Raw genomic sequence first — 13,811 nt, forward strand, 5'->3', positions numbered from 1 at the left:
GGCTCTTGGGTTATGCGAACCCTCAAAGCCTGCGCGTGGAGCCTTGTCCTTGGCGCGCTATTTATCCCGGCGTTGGTGGTTTCGGTGCTGATGCTGCCGTGGGTTCCGCTGGTGGGACGCGCCGCGGAATTTGTCGGCCGGTTGGGTGCACGGTGGATGGGCGTGGAGATCCCTTCCCGGCGTGCGGGCCGGTGGTTTGATTGGCAGCAGTTTTATCACCTTATTATGCAGCTATTGCTTTCAGCTGCCTGCTTTGCCGCGTGGACTGCCTTGGGTTTTACGGCGGGTGTGCTGGTCATTGCGCCATTCGTGCCAAAGACCGAATTCTCCTTTGGCGAGTGGTCTACCACCAACCGGCCGCTCATTTTCTTTACCTGCTGGCTCACCGCGCCGTTGCTGGTGGCTTTATTGGTGGGGCTCAACCGCCTGTTGGTCTTGGCGTCGACCTCGTTGACTCGGCTGGCGTTGAGCCCCTCGGCCGAGGAGTTGGCGGCCTCGCGCGCCACGCTTATCGATGCCTTCTCCGGCGAGCGCCGCCGCATCGAGCGCGAGCTGCACGATGGACCGCAGCAGTACCTGACCGCGCTCAAGCTCAACTTGGCGGCGGCGAAGTTGCAGGCCCCGTCCGAGGCGCTGCCTGCTTTGGCCGATGCGGAACATAATGCTTCTTTGGCCCTGGCTTCCCTGCGCGCAACGGTGCGCGGCATTGCCCCGCAGGTGCTTTTCGACGCCGGGCTTATCCCCGCCCTCGACGAGCTACTCGCCCACTCCGGGCTGGAGACTGAACTGCACGTGGACGGGCCGGAACGCTCCGTGGACGAGACCACTGCCCTGCTGGCCTATCATGCGGTGGCCGAGGCACTTACCAATGCCTCCAAGCACGGCGCGGCCACCGAGGCGAAGGTAACGGTTACTTTCGGGGACATGCTGCGCCTGGACATCGTTGATAATGGCACCGGCCCCGACCTCAGCCCCACGGCCAAGGCGTCCACCACGGACGCGGCGACAGTCGCCACGTCGGGAGCCGGTACCGGCATAGCCGGGCTACGCGAGCGCGCCGCCGCACTGGGCGGCACGCTAAAACTTGCCGCGGCACACGAGACTGCCGCGGGCGAACGCGGCGGCCGACTACTAGTCGAGCTGCCGCTGAAGGAGGCGGAATGAAACTATTACTCGCGGAAGATTCCGCGCTGCTGCGCGCCGGGCTCGAGCAGCTACTCAGCTCTTTGGGCCATAGAGTTACAGCCGCCACGGATGCCGAAGAACTGCGCGCAATCGCTGGGCGAGAAGCCTTCGACCTCATTATCAGCGATGTGCGCATGCCGCCCACCATGACTGACGACGGCCTGCGAGCCGTCCATGACCTGCGAGCGCTAAACCCTACCCAACCAGTGGTGGTGCTAAGCCAATACGTAGCGGCAAGCTACCTCGACCGCCTCTTGGAGCACGGGGGATTTGGCTATCTGCTCAAAGAGCGCGTCTCTGATGTAGAGGAATTCGTGCGCACGCTCGACGAGGTCGCCCGCGGCGGCACCGTGGTGGACCCAGAGGTGGTTACGGCACTGCTGTCTGCAAAGCGCACTGGCCTCGCCCAACTCACCGCCCGCGAACGGGAGGTGCTGGGACTGATGGCGCAGGGGTTGAGCAATAAAGAAATTGAAGACACGCTCGTTCTTAGCGCTGGCGCGGTAAGCAAGCATGTCTCCAATGTTTTTACGAAGCTCGGGTTCCTGCCCGAGGATTCTAACCGACGGGTCAAGGCCGTGCTGGCGTGGCTGCGCCACACCGAGCGCTAATAACGCCGGCGACGCGAGCTACTTCTTGGAGCTGAGTCCACTCAAAGCATCGCTGGAGCTCAGGGAGCTGCCGCCTTCCGGATCCTGTGGCACCTCTGGGGTGTCGGGGTCGGTAGAGGCGTCGGCAGGCGCAGCGCCACGGTCCTTCTTCTTCAGCGAAACCTTGTCTACCAGGGTGTTATCGGCTTCGTTGAAGGTAGCGAAGGTGAGCTTGTCATCGGAGACATCCACGCGCATGTAGTCCTCGGTGTAGTCCTGGCGCCACATGGCGGTGGACTCATGGGCGAGCTTCGGATCGATGGTCTCCATGCGTGCGCCCTTGTGCTTCTGATTATTAACGTCAGTGAAGTCGTAGTACTTGCCGCCACCCGCGGTGGTGGTGGTCAGATACAAGGCCTCACCATCCTTGGGTTCGAGGACATCGCCGCGCTGCGGCTTCTTTTCTGGCAGGACTGGCTTGTTGTTTTTCATCAGGTGGCTGCGGGTGTAGATGTGGTCGTGGCCGGAGAGCACGGCATCCACGTTGAGCTCAGAGAGTACCGGGGTGAGCTTCTCGCGCAGGTTGGTGACGTCCTTATCAAAGTGGTGCGAGCCCTGTGAATACGGACCGTGGTGCATGCCAACTACGATCCAGTCATTATCCGCGCCACGAGATTCCACGGCCTCGCGCAGGAATTGCTCGTGGCGAGCAATATCGGCGTCGGAAGAAGCATTGGAGTCCAGGCCAATAAAGAGCACGTTATTGCGCTCGAAGTAGTGGTCGCGGATATCTTCGGCCTGGTGGGGGTTAGAGAAGTGCTCATCATGATGTTTCATGGTGAGGTTATAAGTCTCGTGGTTGCCCGGAACGGTATTGGTCGGGATGTGACGAATTTCCGGGGCGGAGAAGTAGGCATCGTACTGCGGCACTTGGGCGCCCCAGCCTTCTACTTGATCCCCTAGGGACCAGATCATGTTGGCATTGGGCACATGGGAAGCCGCGTGAGCGATGGTTTTGCGCCATTGCTCCGCTTGGTCATCTACCTTGAGGTCCACGCCGATTTGTGGGTCCGCAACGGTGAGGAAAGACCACTCATCACCGTTGGAGCCGGTGTTGAAGGTTTCTGGTTCGGACCAGCCGCTTTCCTCGGAACCGACGCGATAGGAGTACTCGGTATCCGGCTGCAGATCGGTGGCGGTGGCGAACTGGGATTTATAAAGCAGGGCGCCGTAATCGCGTTCCTCGGCGCGGAAAGTCTTGGTGCCTTCCGGGCCGGTAACCTCGAGGACTTCGTCGGCTTTGGACTTGGTGCGCCACGTAACCATTACCTGGGATTCATCCTCGCCCGGCTGCAGGATGGTGCGGTAGATGGGCGAATCAGCGGCCAGCGCCGGGGTGGCGGGCACGATGGTGGCGGCACCGCCCACGGCAAGGGCGGTAACGAAGGAGGCGACGAAGCGCGATGATCGAAGCATACAGTTTTCACCTTTTGGAGTCTTAGAAAAAGCAGTACGGCTCCCTAGGACACCATAAGAATGTGAACACCGTATTACGAGCGCGCGAAAAGCGCTTGAACCCTACCTGTGAGGGGCTAGGTTTAAAGGCTCTTGGTGGAATTGATAACGGCCGCGCGCCAGAGCGTGTACTCCTCTGGGTTATCTTCGCGGTAGTTCTTGACGGCGCGAATGCCCTGCTCCACGGACTCGATGACGGCGTCAATGGTTTTATCTTCGCCCTCGGCATCAACGAAGATGACCGGACCACAAATGGAGCGGATGGGGTCTTGCAAGAAAGCGGCATTGCCGGTGGCGGCGGCGTTGCGCGCCAAGGAGGCTACTGGGTTGGGTTCGGCGCCTTCGGCCTTGGCTTCGGGGTTGTAGAGCGCCGCATAGGTGGTGCCGTCTTCTTGGAATACTACGGAGACGCGGTCCTCGGCGGTGCCGCCCAAAAACTGGTTGGCGTGCTCTAGCTCGAACTCCAGCTTGCGGCGGGTGAGATCAGGGTTGACAAGGAAACCGACGGTCATGAGAGAAAGCTCCTTCACAAAGCCAAGAGGGCATGAACGCCTTTTAGGGTACCGGCCCCCACCCCGTCTGCAGAGCGAGAAAGAAGAACTTTAGGTTAACTGCGGCTCTTCCACATCCAGCTGGGTATCGGTGCCAACTCCGAGGCCAGAGGGCTGAGCACCTTCATGAATAAGCTGCGCACCAATGGCCGCGATCATCACGCCATTGTCGGTACACAGCGAAAAGCGCGGCACGCGCAGCTCGACCCCAGCGGCGGCACAGCGCTCGGCGGCCAACTCGCGCAGGCGGGAATTTGCGGCCACACCTCCTCCCAGCAGCAGGACGCGGGCGCCAGTATCTGCGCAGGCGCGGACGGCCTTGGCAGTCAGAACATCGGCCACGGCTTCCTGGAAGCTAGCGCAGACGTCTTCCACGCTGATGGTTTCCCCTGCCTTTTCGGCGCGCTCCACGTAGCGGGCCACGGAGGTCTTGAGCCCAGAGAAGGAAAAATCGTGGCGGTGCGGGCCGCGCAGATCCTCGGCGCGGGACATGCCGCGCGGGAAATCGATGGTGGCTTCGCCGCGGGCGGCGAGCTTATCAATCACCGGGCCACCGGGGTAGCCCAAACCGAGGAGACGGGAGACTTTGTCGTAGGCTTCACCGGCGGCGTCGTCAAGCGTAGAGCCCAGCTCGCGCATGGGCTTGCCGACGGCCTCAACCTCCAACAGCTGCGTATGCCCACCCGAGACCAAAAGGGCCACCGAGTGCGGCAGCTCTTCGTCTTCCAGGTTGGCCACGGCAACGTGGCCGCCAAGGTGGTTCACGCCGTAAAAAGGCACGCCCCAGGCTGCGGCATAGGCCTTGGCGGCCGAGGCCCCCACCAGCAGCGCGCCGGCCAGGCCGGGCCCCACGGTGGCGGCGATGGCATCTGGCTTGGCGATGTCGGCCTCTTTGAGCGCCGCCTGCATGACCTGCGGCATGGCTTCAAGGTGAGCGCGGGAGGCGATCTCTGGGACGACACCTCCGAAACGCGCGTGCTGCTCCATGGACGAGGCGACGGCATTAGCGAGGATCTCCATGTGACCGTCCTCGCTAAGCTCGACGATGCCCACGCCGGTTTCATCGCAGGAGGACTCGATGCCCATGATCTTCATGACTGCTCCTTATTTTTCTTGACGCTCGGACTGGCGCGGGCGCACCATCACGTGCGCATCTGCTCCGGAAGGTTGGTAATAATTCTTACGCATCCCCTGCTTGGCAAAGGCATACCCCTCATAAAGGCCGATAGCAGGTTCGTTGCCTACCCGTACCTCGAGGAAGACCGGGGCGTCTTTAAGATCCGCAATATGACAAATATTGTCCATCATCATGCGAGCGATGCCGCGGCGCTGTGCGGCGGGATCGACGCCGATGGTGTGGATTTCAAATTCTGGATCAGCCGCTGGCCCCATCATGCCGATTCCCGCATAACCTAGCAGCACTGTGGATTCGTGCGCGGGGTCGAGCGCGCCTTCTACCCCGAAATAGAAGTTGAAGGGCTGGGCCATTTCCTGGTGGAAGACTCCGCTGGACCATGGGGTCTCTCCGGGGAAAAGGACCTTTTCCAGCTCGGCGCACCGGGGTGCGTCGGCCGGGGTCAACTCGCGCAGCTTCACAGTTCCACCTTGGGGATGGCGGCCGACAGCTGTTGCTGCTTCGGCGGAACCGCATCCGGGCGGCGTAGGTAGAGCGGCACAACGGGGGCCGGTTCCGCAGTGAGGTCAGCTACAGCCACTAGGGCTGCTGCGGTGGGATGGGCCGCGCGGTGCGGCAGCTCGGTCAGCTCCTCCGGTAGCTGAGCGGCGAGGCGCTCGGGGATGATGACCTCGGCAGTACCGGTGAGTCCCACCTCAACTTCTGCCGGCTTAGTTACCTCAGGACCAGAGATGCGCTGCACACCAGAATCGGTGGCGCGGTAGGTGGCCCAATAGATCTCTTTGCGGCGTGCGTCGGTAGCCACCAAGGCGGTGGCCTCGCCGTCCGCGTCTGCGGGGCTCGCGGGGAGGCCGGCAGCATGGGCGATTGCATCGTGGGTGCATACGCCGTGGAGGGGGATGGACAGGGCGTCGGCAAGCGCGGAGGCAGTCGCCATCCCCACGCGCAACCCGGTAAACGGGCCTGGGCCCACGCCGGTGACCACCGCATCTAGGTCGGAATACTCCATGCCTGCCTCTGCGAGGGCGTCAGTGATCGTAGGTATGAGCAGCTCATTATGAGCGCGGGTATCTTCCAATACGCGCTCGGTGGTCTGCCCAGTGGCGGTATCTACTACCCCGGTGACCAAGGCGGTAGTTGCCGTGTCGATCGCGAGGACGCGCATTAGCCAACCAGCTTCCAGGTTCCATCCTGACGCTGGAACGCCAAAGGCTGAGCGCCCTGGACCATCGGTACTCCGCCATCCAGGCTCTGGCCCTGCTGCTCCATGGCCTTGATTTGGGTATTGATCATTTCACAGACTTCGACCTTTTCCGGGTCCAGCTCTTCGATGAAGGGCTCAGTGCTCTGGGAGATGGCAACCGCATAGCTCTTGCCCTCTGGGACCTTGCCATCTTCAAAAGTGATGTCCTTGGTATCGATCTGTGCCTCTTTGACCTTATCTTCCTTCATGCCCGGGCAGATGAAGCCAATAGCGGCATAGTCCTTGCCGTAGACATCGGAAGGAATAAGGCTCATCGCCTCCAGGTTTTTCGGCGTCTTAGACAGCGTGGAGCTGAGGTTTCCCTCCAATGGATTGTCCTCGCGCAGGGTAGACGAGGCGAGGAGAACCATCATGACAACAATAAAGATGGCGATAATGGCGGCGGTAAGGTTGCGAGCGAATTTAGTCATGGGGTGAGTAAGGCTCCTTGAAAAGTTTTTAAGTTTCAGGCGGTGGGCGGTTTATCTGGCAACCGATGCTACCTGGTTAACCGCAACACAAAACCCACAGGGTAGTGCCTGCCAGTGTAGGCGGGCGACCCTGTGGGTGAGTAATTAACGCGATGTATTGGCGCTATAGCAACAACAGGAGCAATACCTGCGCGGCAATAATCTTGCCGATCATCGTGGTGGGATAAACCGTGGCCCATCCACGAGCTGCCAGCTCGGTGCCGGTTTGGTCACGAATATAGGCAAAGACCGCAGGGTTGGTGGTCATACCAGCCGCACAGCCCATGGCCTCGTCCCACTTCAGCTTCAGCACTAGCATGCCGATGACACCGATAAGAATGGCGGAGATCAAGGTGATGATAAGGCCCACGCCCATGATGGTCAGGGAGGACGGATCAGTTAGGGCATCGCGGAAGGAGGCGCCGGCCGAGGTGCCCACGCCAGCGAGGAAGAGGGTCAGTCCCATATTAGAAATGGTTTCGCGCGTGTGAAACGGCATCTGCCAGTTAAGCGGACCCGTCCGGTTGAGGTAGCCCAGCAGCAGGCCGACGACCACGGGGCCGCCGCCGAAGCCTAGCTGCAAGGTGGAGCCGCCCGGCATCGGAATCGGAATGAGGCCGAGCAACATACCCAGCGTCAGGCCGATAGCCATGGATAGCAGGTCCGCGTTACCCAAAGCAGCTTCAGAGTCACCGAGGTACTTGCGCACGTACGGCAGGCGGCTCGGGCTGGTTACTACGCGAACGCGGTCAGAATAGTTAAGCACCGTATCCGGGTGCGGGACGAGGTCTTTATCGCCCTTGCGGACACGAGCGATGATAAAGCCGTGGTCAAGAGCTTTGATCTCGCGGATCGACTTACCGGCAATATCCGGGTTGGACACGGTAACGCGGGTGTACTTTAAACCTGCATCCTCGGTCAGCTCCACCGGGTGTTCCTCACCCAAGACCTCGATGGCCTTATCGACGGCTTCTTCAGAGCCGTTAAGCAGATAAGCCTCACCCTCACACAGCGGCATTTCTGGAACAGCCAGGCGGTGGCGCTCTTCGTCAGAAATGATACGAGTAGCAACGACGGTCTGACCGGTTACGCGATAGATATGACCAGCGGTGTCATTAAAATTCTTGGTCAAGCGCACACCCTTGGCCACAAGCTCGGCGGGAATCATGCCCTCTGCGCGGGCATCTTCTTCATGGTTGACCTTGACCACCTTAGCGCCGATGGCGGCAACGAGAATAGCGCCGATAACCGCACCCGGGTAGGCCAGGGAGTAACCGACAACCGGGGTGGAATCGCCCACCATTTCCACCACGGCGGCCATACCCGGTGTGGAAGAAAGCGAACCGGCAAACATACCGGTAGCTTCTGGCGTGCTCAGGCCAAAGGCGCGGATGAGGCCAAAGCCTACGGCAACCAGGATTACCAACATTCCCAGCATGAATACCGTGAGCTTCCAGCCACGGGTCTTAAACTCGCGGACGAAGGAGGGCCCGAAGCTGAGGCCAATGGCATAAACGAAAATCGCCAAGCCAAATTGATAGACCAAAGGCGGAATTTGGATATCAGGATTGGCAGTAGAAAGACCCAGCGCCACAAACATCGCAGCCGCGGCACCGAGGGAGATGCCGAAGATCTTAATCTTGCCAATCGCTAGACCCACCGCCATGATGACGAAGAGAGATAGCAAAGGACTAGAGGCGAGAAAATTCAACACCTCAATAGAATTACGCACTGGTTATACCCGGGGCAAATTCTCCGCGTAGGAGATTCATCACTTATCCGCACTTTAGGCGGACATTTGTGCTAATGACCGCCCCGCAACGACCACGTAAAGCGGCGAACATCCTCGTCTGCGCCCGCGTATTCCGCCGGCTCGCGGTCGATGCTAATAAACAGGTAGTGCTCCGCAATCTGCTCTACCAGTCCCCCGCCCCATTCGGCGATGACCACGGCGTCTTCTAGCTCCGTGTCCAAGTCCAAAGCATCGAGCTCCCCTAGCGGATCCCCGGAATTAGCGCCGCCTTCATCGAGCAAACGGTAGGCATCAACGTGAACGAGGTCCGGCCCACCTACGGTTGAGCGGTGCACCCGGGCAATCACGAAGGTCGGCGAGGTTACCCGCCCCTTGACCTGCATGCCCTTGGCGACGCCCTGCGTTAGCGTCGTCTTTCCAGCCCCCAATGGCCCATCCAGGATCACCACATCGCCAGCCTCGAGCGCCGCACCCAGCTCTGCGCCGAAGGCATAGGTTTCTTCCACCGTGGATAGGTCACGGCTGCCGGATTCCGGAAAGCTACTGCGCATCTTCTTCTCCTATGTATTCGCGTTCGGTGCGGCCATCGGGCAAGCAGACCACCTCGTAGTTGATGGTTCCTGCCGCCGCGGCGAGATCCGTAGCCGATACTCCCCCGTTGCCGAAAATCACGGCATCTTGACCCGTGTCCACACCATGGGGGTTGTCGCCCAGGTCCACCACAATCTGATCCATACAGATTCGACCTACCTGTGGATACAGGTGCCCGCCGATGCCTACATGCAAATCGCCTTGATAACCACGCGGTAGACCATCGGCGTATCCGCAATCCACGGTGGCCAAAAATCCCGGCTCATCCGCCTTCCAGGTCAGTCCATAGCAGGTGCCTTCCCCTGGCTGAATCGGCTTTACGTTAAAAATCTGCCCGGACCAGGTCATGGCTGGGCGCAGACCATGCTCGCGGCCGTCAATAGGCTCCAAACCATAGCAGGCGGCGCCTACACGTACCTGCTCAAAATAGGAGGAAGGACGCGTCAGCACAGCTGGTGAATTGGCCAGGTGATTGACTGGACACTCCAGCCCAATCTCGCGCGCGAGCCGCAGGGCCTTGCGGAACGCCTCCTCTTGGGCGTCGTTGTGTGGATTATCCGGCTCATCAGCACAGGCAAAGTGCGACATAAGGCCGAGAACCTTGATATGTGGGGCGTCGCGCAGCACCTTGAAAGTGTCCGCCCAATCCTCTTCATCCACGCCGGAACGGTGCATGCCGGTTTCTACCTTGACATATACCTCAGCAGGAAAATCGGCTTTAACCAGCTTATGTGCCTGTTCAAGAGAGTTAACTGCTACTTCAATGCCGCAGGCAAGTGCCTCTTCGAGGATTTCGTCCGTCTGCCAAATCCACGCCACGATGGGTGTCTCCACACCCGCGCGGCGCAAGTCCACCGCCTCCCGCAGAGTGGCCACTCCAAAGCTATCCGCACCTGCGCGCGCCATTACCGGCACGACTTTGGCCGCGCCGTGGCCATAGGCATCGGCCTTGACCACGCACATGAGCTTGACCTCAGGCCCTACCTTTTCTTTGATGAGGCGGACGTTGTGCGCGATGGCGGAGAGATCAATGGTGGTTTTCAGCATGTCCACCATTGTGCCACTGCTCACCCTTTTGCTGAATTCGGGCGGGTGGTGGCGCATTCACTCGCGATAGCTCCACCTTGGAGTCGGCTCATCCAATGTCCTCTATGGAAACTTGCCTCGTAAGTTCTATCCGCGAGCAGAAATCTTCATCATGGCTCACCACTAGTAATGCGCCTCGATAGTTTTTCAATACCGAGACCAGCCAATCAACAGTTGAAATATCAATGTTGTTGGTCGGCTCATCGAGCATTAGCAATTGCGGCGCCGGATCCGCCAAGAGCACTCTGGCGAATTCCGCCCTAAATCTTTCGCCTCCCGAAAGGGTCCCTGTCAACGCATGAACCGAGTCAGATTGAAACAACAACTGAGCAAGCTGATCGCGGATAAACTGCGGTTCCTCTTGTGGATTCGCGTTAGTAACCACGTCCCACACGCTGAGAGAAGGATCTAACACAATTCGCTGACGTAAGTACCCTAAGTTGTCGATAACGTAGCCCTCTTCACCGGAGTTAATTCGGTCTAAGCGCGTGGTCTTGCCACTTCCATTTGGTCCTGACAGGCGCACGCGTTCGGGGCCAACAATCGATAGCCCGGGCACCGAAATAACTCGCTTTCCTTCAGGCAGTTCAGTTTGTGGCAGCTCGATATACACCGAGTCATTATCACGTATATTTCGCTCTGCTCGAGCTATAGAGCGTTGAGCTGTTTCAACTGCGTCTGAATGCAGCTGTGCTCTGCGCGATGCCGTCTTTTCGGCTCGCTGTTTATCAAGCTTCATCGTCATACCAGGTTTGCGCTTCGCCTCTGCGAACTTCTTTCCTCGGCGCGCATCACGCGCAATCCGTGTTTGCATTGCTTGTTGTTCGCGGAGTTGTTGCTTATAAGTCGCTTTGGCGGTGGACACTGCCTTTTGCGCAGCTTCCTGTTCTGCATCAATTGTGGCAAGGTAATCGGAATAATTGCCCTGGAAGAAGCGTAGGTTCCCATCCCTTAGCTCCGCTACCTCGGAAACTACATCTAACAGGTCTTTGTCATGGCTTACCACTAACACCGGCGCCGCGGCATTTACCAACATATCTTTCAGATGTTTCTTTGCAGCTCCGTCGAGGTTATTGGTCGGTTCATCGAGGATAATGAAATCTGGCTCGGACAAGAACACCGCCACCAAAGCGACGCGGACCGCTTCCCCTCCAGAGAGGCTTTCGATAGGGCGGTCCAACGGGATATCCAATCCAGCGGCGGAAAGGGCAGCGCTAATGCGCTCACCAACGTCCCATTGCTCCTCAATTAACTCATAGAGTTCTGGGTCATACTCACCAGATTCGACTACGGAAATCGCCGCGAGCACTTGGGTGACGCCGAAGATGTCTGCTACTATGTCATCTCTATTCCAAGCAAGGTCTTGTGGCAGGTAAGCTACCGATTCCGGCTTTTCCACCGTTCCGGCCGTAGGCAAGATATTTCCAAGGATGACGTTTAATAGAGTTGTCTTCCCTGCACCATTATCCCCAATTAGTGCAGTTAAAGGGCCAGAAAAGGCACCGTTTAGGCCACTGAAGCAGGTCGTTCCATCGGGCCATATAAGGGAAAGATCATTTAATAAAATAGGCATGCTTAAATCCGTTCTTCCTTTAGTGTTTTAGGCGAAAACACGACGGATGAGCACTGCCTACTCCTTTCACCGACAACGATTGCTCCCTAAAGCATAACAGTTTCAAGCTGCAAAGAAATGCCAAAGCCCCCTTTCCTACCACGCAAGAAACGCGGCAGGTAAGGGGGCCTAACGGCGGACGCTTGGAGTGGATTACTCCACGGTCACGGACTTGGCCAGGTTGCGAGGCTGGTCCACGTCGTAGCCCTTGGACTTGGCTACGTGGGCAGCGAAGATCTGCAGCGGCACGGTAGCCAGCAGCGGCTGCATGAGGGTCGGCGCCTTCGGGATGCGGATGACGTGGTTAGCGTAATCCTCCACGGCGGTATCGCCTTCTTCCGCGATCACGATGGTGATAGCACCGCGGGCACGGATCTCCTGAATATTGGAGACGACTTTGGAGTGCAGGGAGTCGCGGCCACGTGGAGATGGCACGATAACGAAGACCGGCTGGCCTTCTTCAATAAGCGCAATTGGGCCGTGCTTGAGCTCGCCTGCGGCAAAGCCCTCGGCGTGCAGATAAGCGATCTCCTTGAGCTTCAGCGCACCCTCGAGAGCCACCGGGAAGCCCACGTGGCGGCCCAAGAAGAGCACGGATTCCGCGTCCTTCATGGAATTGGCCAGGTTGGCCACCTGGTCTTCCTCGTCGATGACGCTTTGGACCTTATCCGGCATGTGGCGCAGCTCAGCGAGAACGCCCTGGATCTCATCGGCGAACATATTGCCACGCAGCTGAGCCAGGTAAAGGCCAAGCAGGTAGGTGGCGGTAATCTGCGCGAGGAAGGCCTTGGTAGAGGCCACGGCGATTTCCGGGCCGGCGTGGGTGTAGAGCGCGGCATCGGATTCGCGCGGGATGGACGAGCCCTGGGTATTGCAGATGGCAATGACCTTGGCGCCCTGCTGGCGGGCGTGGCGCACGGCCATCAAGGTATCCATGGTCTCGCCGGACTGGGACAGCGCAACAACGAGAGTCTTCTCGTTCACGATCGGATCGCGGTAGCGGAACTCGTGAGCGAGCTCGACCTCGGTAGGAATGCGGCACCAGTGTTCGATGGCGTAGCGTGCCACATGGCCAGCGTAGGCGGCGGTACCGCAGGCAATGACGATGATCTTGTCGATGGACTTCAGCACGGTCTCATCGATGCGCAGATCATCGAGGGTCAGTTGGCCTTGCTCATCGAAGCGACCCAGCAGGGTATCGCGCACGGCGGAAGGCTGGTCGTGGATTTCCTTTTCCATAAAGGAATCAAAGCCGCCCTTTTCCGCAGCGGCGGCATCCCACTTGATTTCAAAAGGCTTGCCCTGTGCAGGGTTGCCCTCATAATCGGTAATTTCCACCTCGTCCGCGGTGATGGTCACAACCTGGTCGTTGTCCATCTCCACGGCAGACTTGGTGTAATCAATAAAGCCGGATACATCGGAGCCGAGGAAGTTCTCGCCCTCGCCCAAGCCGATAACCAGCGGGGAGTCGCGGCGAGCGGCAACGATGCGATCGGCCTGTTCGGCGTGGATGGCCAGCAGGGTAAACGCGCCCTCCAGGCGAGCGCAGGTTAGCTGCATAGCCTTGGTCAGGTCGCCGGCTGCCTCATTGTGGAAGACATCTCCCAGCAAGGTGGCAGCGACCTCGGTATCGGTCTCGGAAACGAAGTTATAGCCCTTGTGCAAAAGCTCGGACTTGAGCTCCGCAAAGTTCTCGATGATGCCGTTGTGTACCACTGCCAGCTTGCCGCCATCGACCACGTGCGGGTGCGCATTCAGGTCGGTGGGGCCACCATGGGTAGCCCAGCGGGTATGGCCGATGCCCAGCACGGAGTCAGGCAACGGGCGGGCTGCAATCTCAGCATCCAGCGCAGCGACCTTACCGGCCTTCTTGCGCCAGCTGATATCTCCATCGGCGTACATTGCTACGCCAGCGGAGTCATAGCCGCGGTATTCCAAACGGCGCAGCCCTTCCAGAACTACGTCGAGGGCGAAGTAATCACGGCCACCACCAGCGTGACCAATATATCCAACAATTCCACACATGGTTGCTGATTTTACAGCACAAGGGGCAAAGCTCTAGGCGGGCGGGGCGTCGGCA

General features: G+C 59.2%; 13 protein-coding genes. 2 read left to right on the top strand and 11 right to left on the bottom strand.

Going from position 1 to position 13,811, the window contains the following annotated elements:
* Window positions 1–12: 12 nt before the first annotated feature.
* Complete coding sequence (locus tag MHK04_RS07845) at window positions 13–1,164, top strand: sensor histidine kinase (RefSeq protein ID WP_239208232.1); 1,152 nt, start codon at window positions 13–15, stop codon at window positions 1,162–1,164.
* Complete coding sequence (locus MHK04_RS07850; protein ID WP_200288249.1) at window positions 1,161–1,796, top strand: response regulator transcription factor; 636 nt, start codon at window positions 1,161–1,163, stop codon at window positions 1,794–1,796. Before MHK04_RS07845 ends, MHK04_RS07850 begins: the two co-directional genes overlap by 4 nt.
* Before the next feature lie 18 nt (window positions 1,797–1,814).
* On the opposite strand, the gene MHK04_RS07855 is transcribed toward MHK04_RS07850, so the two are convergent.
* The 11 genes from MHK04_RS07855 to glmS all read right to left on the bottom strand — a co-directional run bounded on the left by MHK04_RS07855 (window position 1,815) and on the right by glmS (window position 13,756).
* Window positions 1,815–3,251 carry a purple acid phosphatase family protein gene (locus MHK04_RS07855; protein ID WP_239208231.1) on the bottom strand — a complete coding sequence of 479 codons (1,437 nt, stop codon included), beginning with the start codon at window positions 3,249–3,251 and terminating at the stop codon, window positions 1,815–1,817.
* 122 nt (window positions 3,252–3,373) lie between these two features.
* Complete coding sequence (locus MHK04_RS07860; RefSeq protein ID WP_239208230.1) at window positions 3,374–3,802, bottom strand: hypothetical protein; 429 nt, start codon at window positions 3,800–3,802, stop codon at window positions 3,374–3,376.
* 90 nt (window positions 3,803–3,892) lie between these two features.
* Window positions 3,893–4,936 carry a tRNA (adenosine(37)-N6)-threonylcarbamoyltransferase complex transferase subunit TsaD gene (gene tsaD, locus MHK04_RS07865; RefSeq protein ID WP_239208229.1) on the bottom strand — a complete coding sequence of 348 codons (1,044 nt, stop codon included), beginning with the start codon at window positions 4,934–4,936 and terminating at the stop codon, window positions 3,893–3,895.
* 9 nt (window positions 4,937–4,945) lie between these two features.
* Window positions 4,946–5,437, bottom strand: coding sequence for a GNAT family N-acetyltransferase (locus MHK04_RS07870; RefSeq protein ID WP_239208228.1), 492 nt, complete (start codon window positions 5,435–5,437; stop codon window positions 4,946–4,948).
* Window positions 5,434–6,141 (bottom strand): tRNA (adenosine(37)-N6)-threonylcarbamoyltransferase complex dimerization subunit type 1 TsaB, encoded by a 708-nt coding sequence (gene tsaB / locus MHK04_RS07875; protein ID WP_239208227.1) that lies wholly within the window; start codon window positions 6,139–6,141, stop codon window positions 5,434–5,436. The genes MHK04_RS07870 and tsaB overlap by 4 nt, the downstream gene beginning before the upstream one ends.
* Complete coding sequence (locus MHK04_RS07880; RefSeq protein WP_239208226.1) at window positions 6,141–6,650, bottom strand: hypothetical protein; 510 nt, start codon at window positions 6,648–6,650, stop codon at window positions 6,141–6,143. Before MHK04_RS07880 ends, tsaB begins: the two co-directional genes overlap by 1 nt.
* Window positions 6,651–6,813: 163 nt before the next feature.
* On the bottom strand, window positions 6,814–8,403 hold the full coding sequence (locus MHK04_RS07885) for an aspartate:alanine exchanger family transporter (protein WP_239208262.1): 1,590 nt from the start codon (window positions 8,401–8,403) through the stop codon (window positions 6,814–6,816).
* A gap of 89 nt (window positions 8,404–8,492) precedes the next feature.
* On the bottom strand, window positions 8,493–8,993 hold the full coding sequence (gene tsaE, locus MHK04_RS07890) for a tRNA (adenosine(37)-N6)-threonylcarbamoyltransferase complex ATPase subunit type 1 TsaE (RefSeq protein ID WP_200288256.1): 501 nt from the start codon (window positions 8,991–8,993) through the stop codon (window positions 8,493–8,495).
* A complete protein-coding gene (gene alr / locus MHK04_RS07895) occupies window positions 8,983–10,086 on the bottom strand; it encodes an alanine racemase (protein ID WP_200289066.1) in 1,104 nt (367 codons plus the stop codon). The genes tsaE and alr overlap by 11 nt, the downstream gene beginning before the upstream one ends.
* A gap of 82 nt (window positions 10,087–10,168) precedes the next feature.
* Window positions 10,169–11,692, bottom strand: a complete 1,524-nt coding sequence (locus tag MHK04_RS07900) for an ATP-binding cassette domain-containing protein (protein WP_239208225.1) — start codon at window positions 11,690–11,692, stop codon at window positions 10,169–10,171.
* 192 nt (window positions 11,693–11,884) lie between these two features.
* Window positions 11,885–13,756, bottom strand: a complete 1,872-nt coding sequence (gene glmS / locus MHK04_RS07905) for a glutamine--fructose-6-phosphate transaminase (isomerizing) (protein WP_023020611.1) — start codon at window positions 13,754–13,756, stop codon at window positions 11,885–11,887.
* Window positions 13,757–13,811 lie beyond the last annotated feature (55 nt).

It is taken from the genome of Corynebacterium nasorum (genome assembly GCF_022345765.1).
GTDB lineage: Bacteria > Actinomycetota > Actinomycetes > Mycobacteriales > Mycobacteriaceae > Corynebacterium > Corynebacterium kefirresidentii.